Origin of the sequence: Myxococcus faecalis (genome assembly GCF_050039385.1) — a bacterium.
GTDB lineage: Bacteria > Myxococcota > Myxococcia > Myxococcales > Myxococcaceae > Myxococcus > Myxococcus fulvus.
Genome location: NZ_CP144336.1, coordinates 9,542,401 through 9,564,212 on the forward strand (window position 1 = coordinate 9,542,401; position 21,812 = coordinate 9,564,212).

Sequence of the window (21,812 nt, forward strand, 5' to 3'; positions counted from 1 at the left end):
TCCCAACCTGGGGAACGGAGTTCCACTCCTCCGGTGGAGGCGTCCCCGGACACGCGCCCGGAGTCGAGTGACGAGGAGCTGGTCACCCGGACGGTGACGTTCGGCGCGGGCGCGGACACGCACGTGGTGGCGACGTCGCCGACGACGAGCTTCGGCTCCTCGCCCACGCTGGAGGTGGACCGCGCCCCCGAGTCGGAGGCCTACCTGCGCTTCTTCATCGAGCCCTTCACCGGCACGGTGACGACGGCGCGGCTGCGGGTCTTCGCGGTGGATGGCTCGGTCGATGGACCCACGGTGTACGACCCGCCCGGCGTGCGTTCCTGGAACGAGCTGACGACGTGGAGCAACCGCCCGGACTGGGGCGGGTACTGGGGCGTGGTCAGCGCGGGCGCCGTGGCCAGCGGCACCTGGATGGAGCTGGACGTCAGCGACATGTCCATCTCCCAGGGCAGCTACGTGGACGTGTTCCTGCGCGCGGACAGCACGGACGGCATGACGCTCGCGTCGAGCGAGCACCCCGACCCGGCCCTGCGTCCCCAGCTGGTGCTCACGTTGGAGTCCGCGTCGGACCATCCGCCGCCGCGCCCCGTGCCGCTGACGGTGTCCGGTGCGCCGGTGTCCTTCGCGCCGAGCGCGGACACGTTCGTCTCCGAGGATGCGCCGGGCTCCTCGGAGGGTGGCTCGGCGCGGGCGCTGCGCGTGGGCACGAGTCCGGGGCGCGAGGCGCACCTGCGCTTCTCCGTGACGGGGTTGACGGAGACGGTGCAGCGCGCGGTGTTGCGCTTGCGAGTGGCCGCGGACGGTACGGAGGGCGGTCCGTCCGTCTTCGGGACCCAGGGCACGTGGAGCGAGTCGGGCCTGACGTGGAGCACGCGTCCGGCGCGGGTGGGGGGCACGTTGGACCGGGCGCCGTTCCTCGCGCCCTATGGCTTCGTGGAGTACGACGTCACGAACCAGGTGCGTGGCAACGGGGACGTCACCTTCGGGCTGTATGGCAATTCCGGGGACGAGGTGACGTTCCACTCGCGCGAGGCCGCGGACCTGGAGCCTCGGCTGTTCGTGTGGGCGGGTGCGTCTCGGAGCGAGCCGGGCGATGACTGCATGACGCGACAGGAGGTCATCGCGACCACCATCCCTCCGCTCCATGACACGTATGCGACGCCGGAGACGCCGTCGACGACGTACCACCGCGAGGCCTCGTTGCGCGTGGATGGGGCACCTCGAGCGGAGGGCTTCCTGGACTTCGACGTGCAACTGGGCACGCAGCCCGTGCGCCGGGTGCTGCTGCGCCTGTATGCGCTGGATGCGTCGGCGAATGGACCGCAGGTGTTCTCGGCGCAGCCGTTCGACGAGGCGACGACGGACTGGGCCCATCGCCCCGTCGTGAGCGGGAGCGCCCTCGCGAACCTGGGCGCGGTGACGCGGGACTCCTGGGTGGAGATCGACGTGACCGATGTGGTGACGACGTCGGGGCGTCATGCCTTCGCGTTGGTGCCGGACTCGGCGGATGGGTTGCGCTTCGCCTCGTCCGAGGCCAGCGAGCGCGGCATCCTCGACGCCGCGCCCCAGCTCGTCGTCGTCAAGGACGCGGCGCCGCGCTGCTCGTACCGGGGCACCCGGCCCTCGGGGACGACGGCGTGGGTGAAGCAGTCCACGGCGGCGGAGGCGGAGCGCTCGCACCACACCGCGCCCGCGCCAGGCGGGGGCTTCGTCGTCCTCAGCCACCAGGAGCAGACGCGGGATGCCCCTCCGTCTGCCGAGCGGACGGACGTCGTCACGCTGCACCGCGCGGACGGGAGCGTCGTGTGGACGCGGGCCTTCACGCAGGCGCAGGTCTCCTTCTCGAGGGTGGCGGTGACGGCGCGGGGACACGTGCTCGCCGCCGGCTCCTACGCCGGGACACCGGACCTGGGGACGGGCGCGCTGCCCCAGGGCACCGGCATGTTCGTGCTGGAGCTGACGGCGTCGGGCGCGGTGGCGTGGGCGCGGGGCTACACCGCGTGGTTCCAGCGGGCCGACGAGCGGCTCGACAATCCGATGCAGGTGCTCGACCTGGCCACGGACGCGCAGGGCGGCGCGGTGCTGGTGGGCACCTTCTGGGGCTACACGGACTTCGGCGCCGGGCCCGTCTACTCCGGCAAGCCGTTCCCCTATGACGACACGTATCCGAACTCGTACGTGCTGAAGCTGGACGGGCAGGGGGGCTATCAGTGGGCGAAGCTGCTCCTGGCGGACACGCTGCGCGGCACGGAGGCGACGAGCGTGGCGGTGGACGCCGGAGGGCAGGTCACCGTGGGCGGCTGGGCGGGGAGGGCGACGGACTTCGGCGCGGGACCGGACGCGCGAATCGGTCCGTTCGTGGCGCGGTGGGACGCGAGCGGTGCGCTCGGCTGGGTGCGTGTCATCCCGGTCTACTTCAGCAGCCTGCGTGCCCTGGCCGTCATGCCGGACGGCGGTGTCGCGTTCATCGGAGACTTCGGTGGCCGCTTCGACTTCGCGGGCCAGCCCTACGCCAGCCGCGAGCCGGACGAGTACGACGGCGGGCCTCGGGACACGATGCTCGGTCGGCTGGGCGCCACGGGGGCGGACGTGGTGCTGCGCACGTTCCGTGAGCTGACGTTCCAGGACCTCATCGTGGACGCCCAGGGGCACCTGGTGACGACGCAGGCGGGCGGCGGGAGTCTGCTGGGCCTGGGAGACGTGGGCCCGTCGGAGTCGGAGGCGCCGTACCGGCCCACGGTGGCCAGCTTCACGGGCGCGCTGGAGACGCGCTGGGTCCGGGTGTTCGACCTGCTCCCGTCGAACCTCCTGCTCACGCCGCAGCCGGGCGGCATCCTCTTCACGGGAGACCTGGTCAGCGCGTTCGAGGTGGATGGCGTCTGGTACACGCCGACGTCACGCCGCTCGGACGTGCTGCACCTGCTGCTGCGGCCCTAGCGAGGCTCGAATCTTCGTTGCGCGGGGGACGGGCGCGGGCACCCACGGTGGGGCTCGCGCCCGCACGCGTTGGCGCACCTGTTGCTTTCCCATCGCAATGGCAGCACGCGAGGGAGAGATGACGTGAATCGGTGGACAGTGGGAGCCGTGGGTGGGGGTCTGGGAGTGGCACTGGTCTTCCTGGGTGGGTGCGGGGGTGCCCAGGAAGGTGTTTCGGTTTCACAGACGGAAGTCATCGAGCAGGAACGTGACGCGCTGGTCACGCGCACGGTGAGCATCATCGCGATGGCTGACACGCACGTGTCCTCCGCGCAGCCGACGTCGAGCTTCGGCTCATCACAGACAATGGTCGTGGGGCGCGCTCCCGAGTCGGAGGCGTACCTGCGCTTCTTCGTCGACCCCATCCCGGAGGGGCGCATCACCACGGCGAGGCTGCGGGTGTATGCGATGGAGGGCTCCTCGGATGGGCCCACCGCCCATGGGCCGGGCGTGTACCGGAGCTGGAACGAGGAGACGACGTGGAACACGCGGCCCGTGCACGCCACCTCGTGGCTCGCGACGTCGGCGGTGGTGCCGGATGGCTCGTGGATGGAGTTCGACGTCACCAACGTCCACGTCGGTCCCAACGCCTTCAATGACCTCTTCTTGAAGGCGGATGGGGACGACGCCGTCACCATCGCCTCCAGCGAGCATCCCGACCCCGCGCTGCGCCCCCAACTGCTGCTCACCGTCGAGAGCGCGCCGGACCACCCCACGAACCCGCTGGTGCCCCTCGCGGTGGCCACCCCTCCGCTGACCCTGGTCGCCGTCGCCGACACGTTCGTCTCCGCCGACGCGCCGACGTCGTCCGCGGGAGGCAGCGCCGACACGCTCGTGGTGGGCAATGCCCCGGAGCGCGAGGTGCACCTGCGCTTCAACGTCCAGGGGCTGCCGGAGACCGTGCAGCGCGCGGTGCTGCGGCTCCACCTGGGGTTCGACGGCACGACGGGCGGCCCGTCCGTCTTCGCGACCCAGGGCCCCTGGAATGAGGCGAGTGTCACCTGGAGGACCCGCCCGACGAAGACGGGCCGTGAGCTGGACCGCATGCCGTTCCTGGAGCCCTGGGGCTATGTCGACTACGACGTGACGGCGCACGTGCGCGGCAATGGGAGCGTGACGCTGGGGCTCTACGGGAGGTCCGCGGACGCGGTGACGTTCCACTCGCGCGAGTCCGACCTGTCGTCGGCGAATCCTCCCCAGCTCCTCATCTGGACGGGGACTCCCCGCGAGGCGCCGATGGATGCCTGCCTCACACGCCGCGAGCTCCAGACGACGACGGTGCTCCCGCTGCATGACACCTATGTCGACGCGCTCCACGGCACCCGGACGTTCCATCGCGAGGCGACGCTGCGCGTGGACGCATCGCCGGGAGCCGTCAGCTACCTGGACTTCGACGTGCAGCCGTTCCCGGGACAGGTCCGCCGTGTGCTGCTCCAGCTCTACGCCCTGGAGGCGACGGGCAGCGGCCCGCGCATCTTCAAGGCCCGGCCCTTCGACCCGTACACCATCAACTGGCACCAGCAGCCCACCACGCTCTACCCCTTCGGAGACCTGGGCCCGGTGAAGAAGGACCAGTGGGTGGAGTACGACGTGACGAGCGAGGTGACGGCGCCGGGTCGCCACGCCTTCGGGCTGGTGCCGGACTCGTCCGACGGGCTGAGCTTCGCCTCGGTCGACGCGCACTGGGGCTATATCCTGCACGCCGCGCCCCGGCTGGTCATCGTCACGGAGAGCGAGCCGTTCTGCTCGTATCGCGGCACGAACCCCGCGGGAGGGACGCTGGAGGGCACGCAGGCCGGCCGTCCGGAGGCCGAGCGTTCGAGGGACACGGCGCCCGTGCCCGGTGGCGGCTTCGTCGTGTTGAGCGCGGTGGAGCAGACGCTGGACAGCACGCCCTGGTCCTCGCAGACGGACGTCGTCACGCTGCACCGTGAGGACGGCGGCGTCGCGTGGTCGCGCGAGTTCGCCCAGCCGGGTGTGGAGCTCCGCAAGGTGACGGTGACGACGCTGGGCAACGTGCTCGTCGCCGGTGAGTACCGGGGCGCGCCGGACCTGGGCAAGGGCCCGCTGCCCCTGGCCGGGAACACGGGCCTGTTTGTGATGAAGCTGACGCCGTCGGGAGCGGTGGACTGGACGCGCGGCTACACCGCCTGGTTCGACGACGGCACGGTGCGCCACGAGAACCCGATGGCGGTGTTCGACCTGGCCACGGACGCGCATGGCAGCGCGGTGGTGACGGGCAGCTTCTGGGGGAAGACGGACTTCGGTGGCGGGGAGCTGCACTCCGGCAAGACCTTCCCCTACGACGACTCCCGCCCGAACAGCTTCATCGTGAAGCTCCAGTGGGATGGGGCCTATGCGTGGGCCAGGACCCTCAAGTCACCGGGCATCCGAGGCGCCCAGGCCACGGCCCTCACGGTGGACGCGCAGGAGAACATCACCGTGGGCGGCACCACGGGGCAGGGCATCGACTTCGGTGATGGCCCCGTCTACCGCAATGGCCTGTTCGTCGCGCGATGGAGCCCGAGCGGCGCCTATCAGTGGTCCCGGGTGATGGGCGTGAACCACTCCAGGATGACGGGGGTCGTCGTGCTTCCGGACGGAGGCGTGGCCTTCGCCGCGAGCTTCGAGGGAGGCCTCGTCTTCGGTGGGCGCACCTACCTCAGCAAGGAGCCGGACGAGTACGAGGGAGGTCCCTGGGACGCGGTCCTCGGCCGCTTGAGCGCCACGGGCGAGGAGGTGTCGCTGCGGCACTTCCAGCAGACGCCCGCTCACTCCAGCTTCTTCCACGACCTGGTCCTGGACGGTGCGGGCAACCTGGTGGTGTCGCTGGGGGGCTTCGGCGGGCTGCTCGGGCTGGGCGAAGTGGGGCCGCCGGGCGTCACCTCGCCGCCGCGTCCGACGGTGGCGAGCTTCACGGCCGCGCTGGAGCCGCGCTGGGTCCGCGTGCTCGACGTGCTCCAGTCGGACCTTCGCCTGACGCCCGCGGGCGAGGGCGTCATCGTCAGCGGTGACTTCGCGGGGGCCTTCGAGCTGGAGGGCACCTGGTACACCTCCACGGCCCAGCGCTCGGACCTGCTGCACTTCAAGCTCCGGCGCTGACCCGCAATCCCTGACGTGATGTTCGCGACCGCTCGGTCCGCTGACCGGGCGGTCGCATTTTCATGTCAATCGTAGACACTGCGAGTGGCCCAATGACTCGCACGCGTTGGCGCACCTGTTGCTTTCCCAATTCAGTGGCAGCACGCGAGGGAGAGGTCACGTGAAACGGTGGACACTTGGCGCAGTGGGTTGGAGTCTGGGAGTGGCACTTTTCTTCCTGAATGGGTGTGGAAGTGCCCAACCAGGAGCAGGGGTTGACCCGGAGACGGGGAGCCACGAGCAGGAGCTCGTCACGCAGACGGTGGCGATCGTGGCGGCGGCGGATACGTATGTGTCGGCGGCCTCGCCGGCGACGAGCTTCGGCTCGCAGCCGACGATGGAGGTGGACCAGTCACCCGAGTCGGAGGCGTACCTGCGCTTCTATGTCGCTCCGGTGGACGGCACCATCACCACGGCCCGGTTGCGGGTGTATGCCTTGGATGGCTCGGCGGACGGGCCCACGGCGCATGACCCTCGCATCGGGGGGCGGGCCTGGAACGAGCTGACGACCTGGAACACGCGGCCGACCCGGGATGGGTTCTCCGCGTTGAGCAGCGCGGGGGCGGTGGCCAGCGGCACGTGGATCGAGCTGGACATCACCGGGATGCACATCTCCACGAGCGCCTTCACGGACGTCCACCTGGTGGCCGACAGCACGGACGGCGTGACGATTGCGTCGAGCGAGCATCCGAACACGTCACTGCGCCCCCAGCTGGTCCTCACCGTCCAGTCCGCGGACGACCACCCCCCGCACCCCGCGCTGCCCATCACGGTGTCGAGCCCTCCGGTGGTCTTCTCCGCGAGCGACGACACGTATGTCTCCGCCGACGCGCCGACGTCCACCGAGGGCGGTTTCGCCACGGACCTGCGGGTGGGGCAGTCGCCCGACCGCGAGGTGCACCTGCGCTTCGACGTGCTGGGCCTGACGGAGTCGGTGCAGCGCGCGGTGCTGCGGATGCACGTGGGCCTGGATGGGACGACGGGGGGACCGGCGGTCTACGCCACGCAGGGGCCCTGGAGCGAGATGAGCGTCTCCTGGAACACCCGCCCCACGAAGGTGGGCGCGGAGGTCGACCGGCTGCCCTACCTGGCGCCATCCGGGTACGTGGACTACGAGGTGACGGACCTGGTGCGTGGCAACGGCAACTTCACCTTCGGCGTGTACGGGACGTCGGGTGACGCGATGCTCTTCCACTCGAAGGAGTCCTGGTCCGGGGGCGGAGGCCCGCGGCTGCTGGTGTGGACGGGGGCGCCCAGGGCCGCGCCGACGGATGCGTGCATGACGCGCCGGGAGCTGGTCTCGAAGGTGAGCGAGCTGCGGCACGACACCTATGTGAGCGCCGAGCGTCCGACGACGACGTTCCACCGCGAGGCGTCGATGCGCGTGGATGGCTCGCCGGGCATGAACGGCTTCCTGGAGTTCGACGTCCAGCTCGACGCGACGCCGGTGCGCCGCGTGCTGCTCCAGCTCTACGCCCTGGAGGCGACGGACAACGGGCCGCTGCTCTACCAGGCGCAGCCGTTCGACCCGGCCGCCGCGACCTGGCAGCACCCGCCCGCGGTGACGGACCTGGTGGGGGACGCGGGCGCGGTGAAGAAGGACCAGTGGGTGGAGTACGACGTGACGAGCGTGGTGACGGCCTCGGGGCGGTACGCCTTCGGGCTGCTCGCCGACTCCTCCAAGGGATTGAGCTTCGCGACGGGGGACGCGAGCGCGAAGGGGCTCCTGGACGCGGCGCCCCGGCTGGTCGTCGTCACGGAGAGCGCGCCGTTCTGCTCGTACCGGGGCACGCAGCCCTCGGGGACGACGGCGTGGGTGAAGCAGACGAACAACGCCTCGGCCGAGCGCGCGCGGGACACGGCGCCCGCGCCGGACGGTGGCTTCGCCGTCGTGGGCACGCAGGAGCAGACGCGGGACGGCGAGTCCTGGGCCGAGCAGACGGATGTGGTGACGCTGCACCGGGCGGATGGCTCGGTGGCGTGGCGACTGACGTTCGCCCAGCCGGGCGTGGCGTTCCGCAAGGTGACGGTGACGACGCTGGGCAACGTGCTCGTCGCTGGTGAGTACCGGGGCACGCCGGACCTGGGCAAGGGCGCGCTGCCCCGGGGCACGGGCATGTTCGTGATGAAGCTGACGCCGTCGGGCGCGGTGGACTGGACGCGGGGCTACACGGCGTGGTTCCGCATGGACGACGAGCTGCTCGACAATCCCATGTTCGTGCACGACCTGGCGACGGACGCGCACGGCAGCGCGGTGTTGACGGGCGGCTTCTGGGGGAAGACGGACTTCGGTGGCGGTGAGGTCGACTCCGGCAAGCCGTTCCCCTACGACGACGAGTATCCGAACTCCTTCGTCCTCAAGCTCCAGTGGGACGGCGCCTACCAGTGGGCGCGCGTGCTGAAGACGAACGCCATGCGGGGCACCCAGGCGGTGAGCGTCGCGGTGGACGCGCAGGAGAACATCACCGTGGGCGGCTGGGCCGGGCCGGGCACCGACTTCGGCGCGGGCGCGCTCGCGCGGGGTGGGGTGTTCGTGGCGCGCTGGAGCGTGACGGGCGACCACCAGTGGCACTGGCTGCTGCCGACGTCCTACGACACGGTGTTCGCGGACCTGTACCAGGTGGCGGTCTTGCCGGATGGGGGCGTGGCCTTCACGGGCGACTTCGACGGCCGCTTCACCTTCGCGGGCACCCCGTATGTCAGCGCGGAGCCGGACGACAACTACGACGGACCGCGCGAGGCCATCCTCGGCAGGCTCACCCCCTCGGGCGCGGAGCTGACGCTGCGGCAGTTCCCGCCGAGCGCGACGAGCTCCTATGGCCTGGGCTCGTTGGTCGCGGACGCCAACGGGAACCTGTTCACGGTCCAGGCGGGGCACGGCGGCCTGTTGGGGTTGGGCTCCGTGGGGCTGCCGGAGACGGTGGCGCCACAGCGACCCACCGTGGCCAGCTTCTCGTCGACGCTGCAGACGCGTTGGGTGAGGGTGTTCGAGCCGCTCCAGTCCCCCCGGCTGACGGCGGTGACGGGCGGGGTGGTGCTGACGGGGGACCTGGGGGGGGCCATCGAGCTGGATGGCACCTGGTACACGCCGACCTCCCGCCGTCTGGACCTGCTGCACGTCAAGCTGCGGCCGTGAGCGACGGGTGACTCCGGGGCTGTGACCGTCCGTGCTTGTCCGGGCGGGCGGTCACCTGCCCGGGGTGCGACGAGGCGAGCCACCTGTCCATTGGCGCGCGTTCGTCATGTTCGCGGGGGATGGTCTCTTCCTGCTTCCCGGGAGCGGGATTCGCGATATGGACGGAGGGGTACATGACTCCTTTCCCCAAGAAGCTCCAAGATCGTGCAGAGGCCCTCGAGGCCGCGGATGAGCAGCTCACCACGTTGGACGAGGACGGCCTGTTGGCCGCGCCCGTCGATATCTTCTCGATGCTGCGGGATGGCATCGACCTCCACGAAAACCTGAAGGACACCTCCCGGACGTTCGCCTCGAACGACTGCGTGGTGGTGACGGGGAACGTGGATGTGGAGACGCTGGTGTTGAAGGGGCCGGGCGGGATGCTCGTCCTCGGTGACCTGCGGGTCGGCACGGCGGAGCTGCACGCCAACGTGCTCGTGCTGGGGAACTGTGAAATCTCCGAGCGTGTCGTCGGACACGACGAGCCGCACACGCTCACCGTCCTGGGCGAGGTCCAGGGTGGCCGGGCGGAGATGCAAAAGCAGTTCATCATGCAGTTCCTCGGCGGCGGCAAGCTGACGGCGCTGGTCGACAGCGAGGGTGGCGCGGCGGAGCTGCTCGAGCTGCTGAGCGGCGCGGGCAGTGAGCTGGAGGTCGACGAGGTCGACCCGTAGTCGTCGTGCAGGCAGACCGCCGGGACGCGCAATGCGTCCCGGTGGCCCCGCTCCGAGGTGTCAGGCCGCCACGCCGAGCAGCTCGCGGAGCTGACGCAGCATCTCGATTTCGCTCGGGTGGATGTGCCCGTCGCTGGCGATGAGGTCATGCGCCGCTTCGATGACGGCCTTCGGGTCGGCCTTGAGGATGCCCAGGTTGGGCGCGGGCAGCGGCGTCCCGTTCTGCAGGCACTTCGCCAGCTGCTCCAGGTCCGGCAGGGGAACGCTCATCCCCCGGGCCGTGGCCATGATGTGGTCGATCTCCTCCCGGCTGACCCCCTCGTCTCCGCTGGCGACCTGGAGCAGCAGCTTGAGGACTTCAATCTGGAAGCGGGCGTCGGGGCTTGAGGCGGTGGACATCCTTGGTACATCCTCCGAGGTGGGCTCGCGAGTGGGCGCGACACATGTATCGCTCCTACAAGTGCACGGGCTTCGCGGAGAAAGCTTCTCATGAAAGTGGTGGAGACGGAGCGGCTCGTCCTGCGTCGGGTGACGCATGAGGACGCCGCCTTCATCCTGGGGATGTTGAACGAGCCCGCGTGGCTGCGCTTCATCGGAGACCGTGGCGTGCGCACTATCGAGGGCGCGCACGACTACATCACCAACGTACCCCTGACGCAGTACGCCCAGCTGGGCTACGGGCTGTACCTGGTGGAGGGCCGGCAGGACGGCGTGCCCATGGGGTTGTGCGGCCTGCTCAAGCGCGACTCGCTGGAGCACCCCGACATCGGCTTCGCGTTCAAGCCCGCCTACTGGAGCCAGGGCTACGCGCGGGAGGCCGCCGAGGCGGTGCTGCGCCACGCCCGGGAGGACCACAAGATTTCGCGCGTCGCCGCCATCGTCTCCAAGGACAACGTCAGCTCCATCAAGCTGCTGGAGCGGATGGGCCTGCGCTTCGAGCGGCACATGCGCCTGCCCGGCGCCACCGAGGAGATCAGCCTCTATCTGACGGCGCCGTGAGTCGAGCGGGGAATCCAGGAAGACGCCCGCGCGTGAGCGGGACGTCACCTGGCTGACACCGCCGCTGGCTTGGCGTGCGGGGCGTGCGTCTCCTAGACTCGCGAGCGTGGGCCCACCGTCGAACAGCGTAGACGGCGGGAAGAACGCGCTGCTGCGCGCACTCCCCTCCATCGAGCAGCTCCTGCGACGGCCGTCGCTGGAACCGCTGCTGTCTGGTGTTCCCCGCGCCAGGGCCGTGTCCGCGCTGCGGCTGGCCGTGGACCGCGTGCGCGCGCGCCTGCTCCAGGGCGACCCGCGCCCCTTCGACGACGCGGACGTGGGCGAGGCGCTCAGCACGCTGTCCACGCCGGGGCTGCGCGCGGTGCTCAACGCCACGGGCGTGGTGCTGCACACCAACCTGGGGCGCGCGCCGCTCGCGCCGGAGGCGGTGGCGCGGGTGGCCCAGGTGGCGCGGGGCTATTCGAACCTCGAGTACGACCTGGACGAGGGCGAGCGGGGCAGCCGCTACGCGCCGGTGGTGGGGCTCTTGCGTCAGCTCACCGGCGCGGAGGACGCGCTCGTCGTCAACAACTGCGCGGGCGCGGTGCTGCTCGTGCTGGCCGCGCTGGCGTCCGGCCGCGAGTGTGTCGTGTCGCGCGGGGAGCTGGTGGAGATTGGCGGAGGCTTCCGGGTGCCGGACGTCATGCGGCAGTCGGGCGCGCGGCTCGTGGAGGTGGGCACCACCAACCGCACGCGGCTGTCCGACTACGCGGCCGCGGTGGGCCACGACACGGGCCTGTTGGTGAAGGTGCACCGCTCCAACTTCGCGGTGGTGGGCTTCACCGAGGAGGCGAGCGTGGGAGCGCTCGCGACGCTGGGCCGGGAGCGCGGGGTGCCCGTGTTCCAGGACCTGGGTTCGGGGGCGCTGGTCCCCATGGTGGGAGAGGGGATGGGACAGGAGCCCACGGTGGCCGAGGTGGTCGCCGAGGGAGCGGATGTGGTGGCGTTCTCGGGGGACAAGCTGTTGGGCGGGCCGCAGGCGGGCGTGGTGGTGGGACGCTCGGCGTTGCTCGCGCGCATCAAGGCGCATCCGCTCACCCGGGCGTTGAGGGTGGACAAGCTGACGGTGGCCGCGTTGGAGGCCACGCTGGAGTTGTATCGGGACGGCAAGCCAGGGGCCGTGCCCACGTACAGACTGCTCGCCCAGTCGTCCCAGGAGCTGCGCGCCCGCGCGCTGCGGCTTCAGGACTTGCTGGCCGAGCAAGGCGTGAGTGCCCGAGTGGACGGGGTGGTGGGACAGGTGGGCGGGGGCGCCATGCCGCTGGCCCGGTTGCCTTCCTTTGCGTGCATCCTCAACGTGGGTGCACCGGAATCTTTCCTCGAGCGCCTGCGCGCCGGCGGGATGCCGGTTATTGGCAGGATCGCGGATGGCGAGGTGGTCCTCGACGTCCGCTGTCTCGCGGAGGAGGAGCTCAGGTCGGTCGCCGAAGCGGTGGCGACCGCAAGTCCCGGGAAACCACCATGATCAACAGCGCCGTCCTCGTACTCAACCGGTATTACCAACCGGTGCATGTCACGTCGGTGAAGCGGGCCTTCAGCCTGTTGTATCAGGGCGTCGCCAAGGCCATCGACGCGCAGTACCGGCTCTACGAGTTCGATGATTGGGCGGCGCTGAGCGCCACCAATGACTGCATCACCACCATCAACCGGACCATCCGCGTCCCCCGGGTGCTGGTGCTCAGCGCGTATGACCATCTGCCCCGAGGGCGGGTGCGCTTCTCCCGGCTCAACATCTACGCGCGCGACGCGGACACCTGTCAGTACTGCGGCAAGAACCTGCCGCGCAGCGAGCTGAACCTGGACCACGTCATGCCCCGCACGCAGGGGGGCAAGACGACGTGGGAGAACGTCGTGTGCTCGTGTGTGCCCTGCAATCTCAAGAAGGGGGGCCGCACGCCGGAGCAGGCGGACATGCGGCTCCTGAAGAAGCCGGTGCGCCCGCGCTGGACGCCGTTGTTCCGGGGCGCCACGCGCAAGGTGACGTATCAGGAGTGGCTGCCGTTCCTGCACCTGGCGGATGCCTCGTATTGGAACGTGGAGCTGCTGGACGAGTAGGGCGCCCGAGCGCTTGCTCACCGGCCTGCCCGGCGAACCCTGTAAAATGGGGTGTCGCGGGGGGAGTCATGGCTCGGGTTGATCCACGAAGTGGCCACGGATTGGCGGGGAGTCGACTCGGGCGGTAGGACGGGCTTTGATGCCCCTGCCCATGTCCAAATCCACGCGAGCGCCCCAGGCCGATGCCCGTGCCCTGGGGACCCCGACCGCCGAGCCGGTGGCCCCAGGGCCTGGCGGCGCTCGGCAGCGGCCCCGGCGCATCATCGCCGTGGGCGGTGGCAAGGGCGGCATCGGCAAGTCGATGGTGTCCGCCAACCTGGGCGTGGCGCTGGCCCAGGCGGGGCTGAACGTGCTGCTGGTGGACGCGGACCTGGGCGGAGCGAACCTGCACACGTGCCTGGGGGTGGGGCAGCCCGAGGCGACGCTGTCGGACTTCCTCAGGCGCAACAAGTCTCGGCTCGAGGACGTCATCGTCCCCACGGGGGTGCCCCGGCTGTCGCTCATCGCGGGCGCGCAGGACGCGCTGGACGCGGCGAACCTCAAGTACGCGCAGAAGCAGAAGCTGCTCAAGACGCTGATGGGCGCGTCGGCGGACTACCTCATCCTGGACCTGGGCGCGGGGACCAGCTTCAACACCATCGACTTCTTCATCCTGGCGGACCACGGGTTGTTGGTGGTGCTGCCGGAGCCGACGTCGGTGGAGAACGCGTACCGCTTCGCGAAGGCGGCGTTCTTCCGGCGGCTGCAGCAGATGGAGGCGGAGTACGGCATCCAGGACCTGGTGGACAGCGCGCTCACCACCCGGGAGGGCTCGCTGCGGACGCTGCATGACGTGCTGGCGCAGGTGCGCAACAAGGACCCGGTGGGTGCGGAGCGACTGGAGCGGGAGCTGTCCGAGTTCCGCATCCGGCTGGTGGTGAACCAGGCGCGCACGGACGCGGACCTGAATGTGGGTGCGGCGGTGGCCTCGGCGTGGAAGAAGTTCTTCGGCATCGCGATGGATGACCTGGGCGCCATCCGGTATGACGATGAGGCCTGGCGCGCGGTGCGCAAGCGGCGCCCTGTGCTCATCGAACGACCCGACGCCCCGGCCGCCCTGGCCATCCAACGTATCGCCTCACGACTGCTCGCCCTCGACGCGACCCCCGACCCTTCCTCGTCACCATGAAGCCTTTCGCGCAGCAGACCTATTACGAGCTCCTGGAGGTCCCGGTCACAGCGCCCATGGAGGAGATTCGCGCCGCGTACTCCCGACTCATGGAGCTGTATGCGCCGGACTCCATCGCGGTGTACGCGCTGGTGGAGCCGGACCAGGTGGATGCGCTCCGCGCCCGGATGACCGAGGCGATGGAGATCCTCACCGATGGCGACCTGCGCGGTGAGTATGACCGCGACCTGGGGCTGCCGGCGCCGTGGGGCACGGTGAAGGCGGCCGAGGCGCTGGCGAGCGCGGTGGCGGAGGGGAAGAAGAAGCGCGCGTCCGAGGACGAGGCCCCGGCCCTGAGCGGGCCCGAGGCGTTCCGGGCGAGCTTCGTCAGCGGCTACTCGCTGTCGTATGTGACGAGCTCCCTGCAGACCGCGCCGCTCGTCGGTGGGCTGGTGGATGTGCCCGCCTCGCTGAGCGTGGGCGCGGAGGCGCAGGCCCCGGCGGCGGAGCCGGGGCCCGTGTCGTCCAGCTCGAAGGCCGTGGGCGCCATGGAGCAGGGGGGCGCCTCGGTGGAGTCGGCTCCAGTTGCCGCGCCCGGGGTCGCGCAGTCGGTGGGGTCCGCTCCTGTCCCCGCTGCCCCGTCGGCGCCTGTCGCCCCGATACCGACCGAGTCCTCTCCGTCGGCGGCGTCCGTCCCCGTTGCCTCGGTCTCGACCGGGGGCTCGTCCTCGGTCCCCGCGCCTGTTGCCTCGGCACCGGCCGTGGTGGCGCCACCGGTCGAGTCTGTCCCTGTGGCCGCGCCGCCGGTCGCGTTCTCCTCGCCTGTGAGCTCGGCGCCGGTTGGGGACGTCCCTCCCGTGGAAGCGGCCCCTGTCGTGGCTCCGGTTGCCTCGGCGCCGGCCGTGGTTGCGCCGCAGGTGGGGGCGACGCCTGTTGCCTCGGCACCGGTCGCGGTCACGCCGCCCGCGGAGCCGGCGCCCGTTGTCGCAGCACCGGCCGTGGTCGCGCCGCAGGTGGAGGCGACTCCTGTTGCCTCGGCGCCGGTTGTGGTCGCGCCGCAGGTGGAGGCGACTCCTGTTGCCTCGGCACCGGCCGTGGTCGCGCCGCAGGTGGAGGCGAATCCTGTTGCCTCGGCGCCAGCTGTGGTCGCGCCGCCGGTGGAGTCGACGCCCCCCGTCGCCTCGGCTCCGGCCGTGGTCGCGCCGCCGGTGGAGTCGACGCCCCCCGTCGCCTCGGCTCCGGCCGTGGTCGCGCCACAGGTGGACGCGACGCCCGCTGCCTCAGCGCCCGAACCGTCGCCGGCTCACGTCGCCACGGTGAGCCCCGCTCCGGCCCCCGTCGCCGTGGCCGCGAGCCCGGACGTCCCCGCGTCGGTGCCGACCCAGCCCTCGGAGCCCGGGACGTCCATCGTCGTGGCTGGAACGCCCGCCAGGGCTCCGGAGCCCGCGCCGCCCCCCGTGACGCGTCCGGTCGGACCGACGGCGCCGCCGCCCGTGGCCCCCTCGCAGAACCGTGTTCAGACGGGGCGGCAGTTGAGCGAGGCCCAGGTGCTCGCCCAGGACTCCGCCATCGCCACGGCGGAGGCCGCGCTGGCGCAGGTCGCCGCCAGGACTCGCGAGCCTCGTCCCCGTCTGCCGGACATCCCCGCCGACGCCGAGTTCAACGGCGAGCTGCTGCGCCGCGTCCGCGAGACGCGGGGCTACACGCTCCAGCAGGTCGCCGACCGCACCCGCATCTCCTCGCGCCACCTGGAGAACGTGGAGGCGGACCGCTACACGGCGCTGCCCGCGCAGGTCTACCTCCGGGGCATCCTCATGAACCTCGCCCGCGAGCTGGGGTTGGATCCGCTCCGGGTGTCCAGGAGCTACCTGGCCTTGGCTTCTGAGAAGTCAGGCAAGAAATGACGCCGCCCTGGAGGGGTGCCGACTTTTGCTCGTACCACAAGGAAAGTTGACTCCCCTCCGAGCGGTGCCTATGTAGGAAAGACGATGACGGACGAGGAAAAGATCAAGGCGATGCGGCTCGCCCGTGCGATTGCCTCGGATATCTCGCTCTACAACGAGCAGAAGATCATCAAGGGTATCGAGCAGGACAACCTCTTCGAGGTCCTCAAGGAGGAGCTGGAGGAGGGCCGAGAGCTCTACAAGAGCCGCGTCAGCCAGGAAGTCTTCACCACGGCGAACTTCTTCGAGCGCGCCATCAACGACATCGTCCTGCGCTCCAAGGCGCACGTGAAGTCGAAGATCTGGTAGTCCGCCCCCCGTGGCAGCGCCCGACACGCGAGAGCATCGCGCCCCGCCGGAAGCCCGCGGAGAGCGCATCGACCAGTATCTCGCGGGCGTCTTCACCGACCTGACCCGCTCCCGCATCCGGGGACTCATCGACGACGGGCACGTGCTCGTCGCCGGCAAGCCCGTGAAGGCGGCGATGCGGCTGCGCGGTGGCGACACGCTCACCCTCCATGTCCCGCCGCCCGTGGCCGCCCTTCCGGAGGCCGAGGAGCTGCCGCTGTCCCTGCTCCACGAGGACAAGGACCTCGTGGTGGTGGACAAGGCCGCGGGCATGGTGGTGCACCCCGGCGCGGGCCACGCCTCCGGCACCCTGGTCAACGCGCTCCTGCACCGCGTGAAGGACCTGGCCGGCGTCGGCGGCGAGCTGCGCCCGGGCATCGTCCACCGGCTCGACAAGGACACCACCGGCTGCCTCGTGGTGGCCAAGAACGAGCAGGCCCTCGTCGCGCTCCAGAAGTCCTTCAAGGGGCGCGAGGTCTCCAAGACGTACCTGGCCCTCGTGCACGGCGTCCCCCCGGCGGAAGGCCGCATCGAGACGCTCTACGGCCGCCACCCCGTGCACCGCCAGCGCTTCACCGGCAAGGTGCGCGAGGGCAAGCCCGCCATCACCCTGTTCCGCGTGCTCCAGGCCTTCGACGGCGCGGCCCTGGTGGAGGTGGACCTGCTCACCGGCCGCACGCACCAGATCCGCGTGCACCTGGCCGAGTCGGGCCACCCGCTGCTGGGAGACACCCTCTACGGCGCGGGCCGCAAGCCCAAGGGCGAGGCCGCCGCCGCGCAGGAGCGCCTGGGACGTCAGGCCCTGCACGCGTGGAAGCTGGCCTTCGCGCACCCGCGCACGGGCAAGGCGCTGTCGCTGGAGGCGCCGATTCCGGAGGACTTCGCCGCGGCGCTCACGCTGCTCGGAGGCCCGGAAGCGCCTCCGGTGGCGGAGGCGAAGCAGAAGGCCCCCGCTCGCAAGAAGGCGGCGACGAAGAAGCGCGCGGCTACAGCCCGGAAACGCTGAGCGACTGCTGGCGCTTGCTCAGCACCTTCACCGGCTGGATGGCCATGACGCGCATGAAGACCTCGAGCAGCTCGGGGTCGAACTTGTTGCGCATCTCCGTCCACATCAGCATCAAGGCCACTTCCGGTCCGTAGGCATCCCGGTACGGGCGCTTGGACGTGAGCGCGTCGTACGCGTCGCAGATGGCGATGATCTTCGCGTATGCCCCCAGGTTCGTCTTGGGGATGATCATCTGGATGTTGCCGCGTGAGTCGCGCACCGCGGTGCCGAAGTCCGTCTTGTGCTCGAACGTCGTCACCACGCGCAGCAGCGTGGAGCGGCTGAAGCCCTTCTCCATGAGGATGTTGCGCACGGAGATGAGCGGCGCGCGCTGCACCGCCACGCGCTCCTCGGGCGTGAGCGCCCCGCGCTTGGTGGCCAGCTCCTCCGGCAGCGTCGTCATGCCCGCGTCGTGGAACAGCGCGATGTAGCCCAAATCACGCAGCTGCGGCTTCGTCAGCCCCAGCTCCGCGCCGAAGACGATGCTCATCAGGCACACGTTGACCTGGTGGTACACGAGGTACTCGTCCTCGCGCCGCATCGTCGTCATGCCCAAAAAGTGCGTGCGCTGGTCGTAGCTGATGTCCACGAAGTCCTGCACCAGCCGCAGCGCCTTGGAGGCGTTGATGGGCTTTCCGGCGCGCACCGACTCCAGGTACTTGCTGAGGAAGAACACCGAGCGGGCGTAGACGGTCATCGCGTACTTCTTGCGATCGACCTTCTGGTCGCCCGGGTTGTTCATGTCCTTGTCCAGCTTCTCCTTGAGCTTGGAGAACTTGGCCACGCGCATGTTGAGCAGCTTGCGGCCGGACAGTCCGTCCTCCTCAGACTGGGCCGTCTGCTCCTTGCTGAAGATCCAGATGAAGTTCTTCAGCTCCGGCACCGTCACCGGCTTGGTGAGGGTGAAGCCGCCCACGTCCTTGCCGCGCATCTCGGCGAGCAGGTAGCGCTGGTTCTCGATGGAGTTGAGGTCCACCTTCACCAGCATGCCGTTCAGGTAGAACGAGTCCTTGACGCCCGCGAGCTCCAGCCGGCCTTCCTTGCCGATGATTTGATTGATGATGTCCTGGAGCTGGTGCAGCGGCTTCTGGAAGACGGCGTTCTCGGGGTCATACATCTTCACCGAGCGCACGAGCATGTAGAGGCCAGCCACCATGGCGCGCGAGAGCGACTGGAGCTTCTCGTTGTGCTCGCGCCCGAACTCGCTGGTGTTCTCGTCCTGGCTCTGGGTGATTTTCAGATTCTCGGCCATCGCTCAGTTCTCCTCCGGCAGTGCCGAGTCCCCGAACAGCGCCTTGCGTGTCTGATACATCGCCTTGCGACCCGCGGTGAGCAGCTCCACCGGCTGGTTGCGGTCCTCGACGACGGCCTGCAACATCTTGTAGCTCTGGATGGAGCACGCGCCCGCCAGCCCCGCCACGGCCAGCAGCTTGTCCTCCAGCACCCGCTTCTTGTTGAGCAGGGACGGCTTCACGGCGAGCAGCTGCTGCATGTGCGAGAGCGCGCCCGGCGTGCCCGTGGCGCCCACCGCCGCGTAGAAGGCCGTGCGCTCGTCGGGCGTCTTCTTGTCGAAGGCCGGCTCGCGGATGAGGCGCATCAGGTCCGAGTACGCCTTGTCCCGGTCGAACTCCGGCAGCATCCGCGCGGCGAGCATGCGCACCTGGGAGACGGGGTCCGCCAGGGCCTCGGCCACCAGCCGGCGCGCCTCGCCGGTGCGGCCGCGGCCGATGATGCCGAGCACCTCCAGCTTCACCACCAGGTTGGGGCTCTTGAGCACCTGGCCGAACATCTTGATGCGCTCGGGGTGGTTGCTCTTCTCCAGGATGTAGACCATGTCGCGCACCGTCTGCGGACGGTCCGACGTGAGCCGCGCCACGAAGGGCTCGGGCGTGTCCCGCGCGACGATGGCCAGCGCGTCGCAGAGCAGCGCGCGGTTCTCGGGAATCTCCAGCGTCTCCAGCACGGTGAGCAGCGGGATGACGGAGTCACGCCCCAGGGCCTGCAGGTAGCGCGTCACGTCCTGCGGCTGCTTGGGCCGCGCGCCCTTGAGCGACTCGCCCAGGCGCATCAGCCGCTGCTCCTCGCCCATCCTGTGCAGGAAGGACTCCAGCAGCTTCTCCAGCGACTGTCCTCCGTCCTTCTGCGACAGCGCGCGCAGCTTGAGGACGATTTGATTGATGGTGCCGAAGTCGTCCTGGAGCAGGAGCATGTCGAGCAGCTGCACGAAGATCTCCTCGAGCAGCGTGCCGTCCTCCACGCCTCCTTCGACGACCTGGAACACGGCGCTCACCAGCTTGGGGAACAGCCGCGAGCCCTCCTCCTCCATCACCTCGCGCTGCAGCCGCGCCTTCAGCTCGTCCGACGCGTGGCGCCCGCCGACGACCAGGCCGCGGATCTGCTCCACGCCGTCCATCTTCGCGTCCAGGTCCTCCGCGGACACGCGCGCGAAGCGCAGGTAGTCATCCGAGTTCGTCTGCAGGCGCGAGTAGAGGTAGCCCACCACCTTGTCCACCTCGACCTGCACCTCCTCCTCGCTGGCGTTCTCCATGGAGAAGCCTTCCACCACCACGTACTCCACGTGCTCCATGCCCGCGCGCCACAGCTGCGCCAGCACGTCGTCCGCGCCGCGCTCGGGCTCGGACAGGGAGATGAGCGTGAAGGTGGTCAGCTCCTCCACCGTGAGGCCGGGGCGGAAGATGAGCTGACGGATGCCGTCGCGGTAGAACTTGTAGGGGAGCGGCGTGTCTTCCGAGAAGAGCGAGTCGTTGTGGAGCGTGAGGTTCTGCTGCTCCACCTTCAACGACAGCGGTCCGAACTTCTCCGTGTACTGGGAGATGGCCTCCAACGCCTTCGAGAGGAACTCGGGGAAGCGAGCCTCGTTGTGGCGGTACATGCCGATCTGCTTGATGCCCTTGAGGAGATGGAACGCGAACGTGCGCGCCATCTCCACCTTCTCTCGGACCTCCGGGGACTGCTCGGCGTCCGTGCTCGCGTCCTGGGTCTTTTGGGGCTGGGCCATGCGTCTGCAACTCTCCGCTCGGGCGGTATCACCAGCCTACTCCGAAATCCTCCGAACCCCCAGCCGGCGGCGGTAGGAACTACGAGGACTTGGAGGGAGATGGGTCTACCCCGACACGCGCGCACAGGGATTCCCGAGTAAGAGCCGGGTGCCGGGCTCCGTGGCCTTGCTCCGAAGCAGTGCGTCAGACGTGCTCGCTAGGCTTCCTTTCGAGGGGCCAGGGAACTGGCCTCCATTGGAGGAGTTCACATGCATCGTCTCTTGAAGCGCGGAGCCTCGGCCTGCTGTGTCGCGACGTTGCTGGCCGCGCCCGCGGTCCTCGCTGGTTTCACGACGGAGTCAGCCCATTGTTACAAGAACGCGGATGGCTCTGGCCGGTGCCAGGGCAGCCTCCTCGGCTTCCGCAATCACGCCGGCGCCAACACGCAGGCGCTCTTCTCACGGTCCAGCAACGCGGCGCCGTACTTCTACGCGGCGCTCACCACGGGCGCGACGACGGAGTACTTCAGCTGCACGCCCGACGCGGTGACGGGGGCTCACTGGAACAAGGCCATGAACCACGAGGGCTTCTTCTCCATCTACTGGTCGGCCGGGGGGAGCTGCTATTCGTTGTTCCTGATCAACGGCAGCCAGTACTCGAATTTCTGAGCCATCTCATGAACACCCAGGTGTTTCAGGGCTGGCTTCCGAGCCTGACCACGGCGGTGGGGTGCGCATTGGGGTGCTGGCTCGCGGTGAGCCAGGCGCAGCAGTTCCAGGAGCAGCGCGTGGAGCAGCTCACGGATGAGGTGGGGGCGCTGCGCCGGGCAATGGAGTCTCGTGCTCACGCCGCGGGGGCTGGCTTGATGGTGGGCGCGTCCTCCCCAGCGGCCTCCGGGCAGGGGCGCCTCTCCGGGGAAGAGCTGGAGGCCATGGCCCTGCGGGTGGCCACGTTGCTGAAGGCGTCAGGAGGGGCCGTCGTGGGGGCCCATGAGCCCGAGGCGTCCGCGCCTTCCGTGCCGGAGCTGTCCTCCGAGCAGCGCGAGTCGGCAACGCGGGTGGGCACGATGGTGGACCGGGTGGTCTCCAGCGGACGCATGACTGCGCAGGACGTGCTCGAGATTCGGCGCGAGCTCGCCCACCTTCGAGGCCGTCCCGAGGCCGACGCGCTCCGCAAGCAGCTCATCGTCGCCATCAACCAGGACCGGCTCATCCCCGCTCCGGATGCCGATGGTCTTCCGTAGCTCTCGCTTCACTTCGCTTCGAGCAGTC

General features: G+C 69.9%; 16 protein-coding genes. 13 read left to right on the forward strand and 3 right to left on the reverse strand.

Features of this window, described 5'->3' with window-relative positions:
• The first annotated feature begins 33 nt into the window (after positions 1 to 33).
• From VZQ01_RS38445 to VZQ01_RS38460, 4 genes are all read left to right on the forward strand, one after another.
• Positions 34 to 2,937: a CBM96 family carbohydrate-binding protein gene (locus VZQ01_RS38445; protein WP_426746109.1), complete on the forward strand. Its 2,904-nt coding sequence runs from the start codon at positions 34 to 36 to the stop codon at positions 2,935 to 2,937.
• 285 nt (positions 2,938 to 3,222) lie between these two features.
• Complete coding sequence (locus VZQ01_RS38450) at positions 3,223 to 6,078, forward strand: CBM96 family carbohydrate-binding protein (RefSeq protein WP_426746110.1); 2,856 nt, start codon at positions 3,223 to 3,225, stop codon at positions 6,076 to 6,078.
• Positions 6,079 to 6,379: 301 nt separating this feature from the next.
• On the forward strand, positions 6,380 to 9,253 hold the full coding sequence (locus VZQ01_RS38455) for a CBM96 family carbohydrate-binding protein (RefSeq protein WP_426746112.1): 2,874 nt from the start codon (positions 6,380 to 6,382) through the stop codon (positions 9,251 to 9,253).
• A gap of 173 nt (positions 9,254 to 9,426) precedes the next feature.
• Positions 9,427 to 9,966, forward strand: coding sequence for a hypothetical protein (locus VZQ01_RS38460; RefSeq protein WP_223747276.1), 540 nt, complete (start codon positions 9,427 to 9,429; stop codon positions 9,964 to 9,966).
• A 60-nt stretch (positions 9,967 to 10,026) separates the two neighbouring features.
• Here the strand turns inward: VZQ01_RS38460 and VZQ01_RS38465 are convergent, their stop codons facing one another.
• The gene (locus VZQ01_RS38465; RefSeq protein WP_426746113.1) at positions 10,027 to 10,365 is read right to left on the reverse strand and encodes a tellurite resistance TerB family protein; all 339 of its coding nucleotides are present in this window, start codon (positions 10,363 to 10,365) and stop codon (positions 10,027 to 10,029) included.
• Between the two features lie 90 nt (positions 10,366 to 10,455).
• Between VZQ01_RS38465 and VZQ01_RS38470 the strand changes: the two genes are divergently transcribed.
• The 7 genes from VZQ01_RS38470 to VZQ01_RS38500 all read left to right on the forward strand — a co-directional run bounded on the left by VZQ01_RS38470 (position 10,456) and on the right by VZQ01_RS38500 (position 17,503).
• On the forward strand, positions 10,456 to 10,965 hold the full coding sequence (locus VZQ01_RS38470) for a GNAT family N-acetyltransferase (protein ID WP_223747278.1): 510 nt from the start codon (positions 10,456 to 10,458) through the stop codon (positions 10,963 to 10,965).
• A 106-nt stretch (positions 10,966 to 11,071) separates the two neighbouring features.
• Positions 11,072 to 12,469, forward strand: a complete 1,398-nt coding sequence (gene selA, locus VZQ01_RS38475; RefSeq protein WP_223747279.1) for an L-seryl-tRNA(Sec) selenium transferase — start codon at positions 11,072 to 11,074, stop codon at positions 12,467 to 12,469.
• Complete coding sequence (locus VZQ01_RS38480) at positions 12,466 to 13,059, forward strand: HNH endonuclease (protein WP_015350138.1); 594 nt, start codon at positions 12,466 to 12,468, stop codon at positions 13,057 to 13,059. The genes selA and VZQ01_RS38480 overlap by 4 nt, the downstream gene beginning before the upstream one ends.
• Positions 13,060 to 13,276: 217 nt before the next feature.
• Positions 13,277 to 14,227 (forward strand): P-loop NTPase, encoded by a 951-nt coding sequence (locus tag VZQ01_RS38485; RefSeq protein WP_370640343.1) that lies wholly within the window; start codon positions 13,277 to 13,279, stop codon positions 14,225 to 14,227.
• A complete protein-coding gene (locus VZQ01_RS38490) occupies positions 14,224 to 16,110 on the forward strand; it encodes a helix-turn-helix domain-containing protein (RefSeq protein WP_426746114.1) in 1,887 nt (628 codons plus the stop codon). The genes VZQ01_RS38485 and VZQ01_RS38490 overlap by 4 nt, the downstream gene beginning before the upstream one ends.
• An 84-nt stretch (positions 16,111 to 16,194) precedes the next feature.
• Positions 16,195 to 16,458, forward strand: a complete 264-nt coding sequence (locus tag VZQ01_RS38495; RefSeq protein WP_046714254.1) for a hypothetical protein — start codon at positions 16,195 to 16,197, stop codon at positions 16,456 to 16,458.
• Positions 16,459 to 16,468: 10 nt separating this feature from the next.
• Positions 16,469 to 17,503 carry an RluA family pseudouridine synthase gene (locus VZQ01_RS38500; protein WP_223747282.1) on the forward strand — a complete coding sequence of 345 codons (1,035 nt, stop codon included), beginning with the start codon at positions 16,469 to 16,471 and terminating at the stop codon, positions 17,501 to 17,503.
• Here the strand turns inward: VZQ01_RS38500 and VZQ01_RS38505 are convergent.
• Together VZQ01_RS38505 and VZQ01_RS38510 are read right to left on the reverse strand one after the other, a co-directional pair.
• Complete coding sequence (locus VZQ01_RS38505; protein ID WP_223747283.1) at positions 17,484 to 18,794, reverse strand: HD-GYP domain-containing protein; 1,311 nt, start codon at positions 18,792 to 18,794, stop codon at positions 17,484 to 17,486. The two genes, VZQ01_RS38500 and VZQ01_RS38505, sit on opposite strands and share 20 nt — an antisense overlap.
• Before the next feature lie 3 nt (positions 18,795 to 18,797).
• Positions 18,798 to 20,561 (reverse strand): HEAT repeat domain-containing protein, encoded by a 1,764-nt coding sequence (locus VZQ01_RS38510; protein ID WP_223747284.1) that lies wholly within the window; start codon positions 20,559 to 20,561, stop codon positions 18,798 to 18,800.
• A 249-nt stretch (positions 20,562 to 20,810) separates the two neighbouring features.
• Here VZQ01_RS38510 and VZQ01_RS38515 point away from each other — a divergent pair, with 249 nt between their 5' ends.
• Positions 20,811 to 21,209, forward strand: a complete 399-nt coding sequence (locus tag VZQ01_RS38515; protein WP_223747285.1) for a hypothetical protein — start codon at positions 20,811 to 20,813, stop codon at positions 21,207 to 21,209.
• Positions 21,210 to 21,217: 8 nt separating this feature from the next.
• Positions 21,218 to 21,784 (forward strand): hypothetical protein, encoded by a 567-nt coding sequence (locus tag VZQ01_RS38520; protein WP_408890157.1) that lies wholly within the window; start codon positions 21,218 to 21,220, stop codon positions 21,782 to 21,784.
• Positions 21,785 to 21,812 lie beyond the last annotated feature (28 nt).

Bases quoted from the DNA above. Each gene is read 5' to 3' on its own strand.
- VZQ01_RS38450 (WP_426746110.1), top strand. From the start codon at position 3,223: ATGGCTGACACGCACGTGTCCTCCGCGCAGCCGACGTCGAGCTTCGGC.
- VZQ01_RS38460 (WP_223747276.1), top strand. From the start codon at position 9,427: ATGACTCCTTTCCCCAAGAAGCTCCAAGATCGTGCAGAGGCCCTCGAG.
- VZQ01_RS38465 (WP_426746113.1), bottom strand. From the start codon at position 10,365: ATGTCCACCGCCTCAAGCCCCGACGCCCGCTTCCAGATTGAAGTCCTC.
- VZQ01_RS38470 (WP_223747278.1), top strand. From the start codon at position 10,456: ATGAAAGTGGTGGAGACGGAGCGGCTCGTCCTGCGTCGGGTGACGCAT.
- VZQ01_RS38480 (WP_015350138.1), top strand. From the start codon at position 12,466: ATGATCAACAGCGCCGTCCTCGTACTCAACCGGTATTACCAACCGGTG.
- VZQ01_RS38490 (WP_426746114.1), top strand. From the start codon at position 14,224: ATGAAGCCTTTCGCGCAGCAGACCTATTACGAGCTCCTGGAGGTCCCG.
- VZQ01_RS38495 (WP_046714254.1), top strand. From the start codon at position 16,195: ATGACGGACGAGGAAAAGATCAAGGCGATGCGGCTCGCCCGTGCGATT.
- VZQ01_RS38505 (WP_223747283.1), bottom strand. From the start codon at position 18,794: ATGGCCGAGAATCTGAAAATCACCCAGAGCCAGGACGAGAACACCAGC.
- VZQ01_RS38510 (WP_223747284.1), bottom strand. From the start codon at position 20,561: ATGGCCCAGCCCCAAAAGACCCAGGACGCGAGCACGGACGCCGAGCAG.
- VZQ01_RS38515 (WP_223747285.1), top strand. From the start codon at position 20,811: ATGCATCGTCTCTTGAAGCGCGGAGCCTCGGCCTGCTGTGTCGCGACG.
- VZQ01_RS38520 (WP_408890157.1), top strand. From the start codon at position 21,218: ATGAACACCCAGGTGTTTCAGGGCTGGCTTCCGAGCCTGACCACGGCG.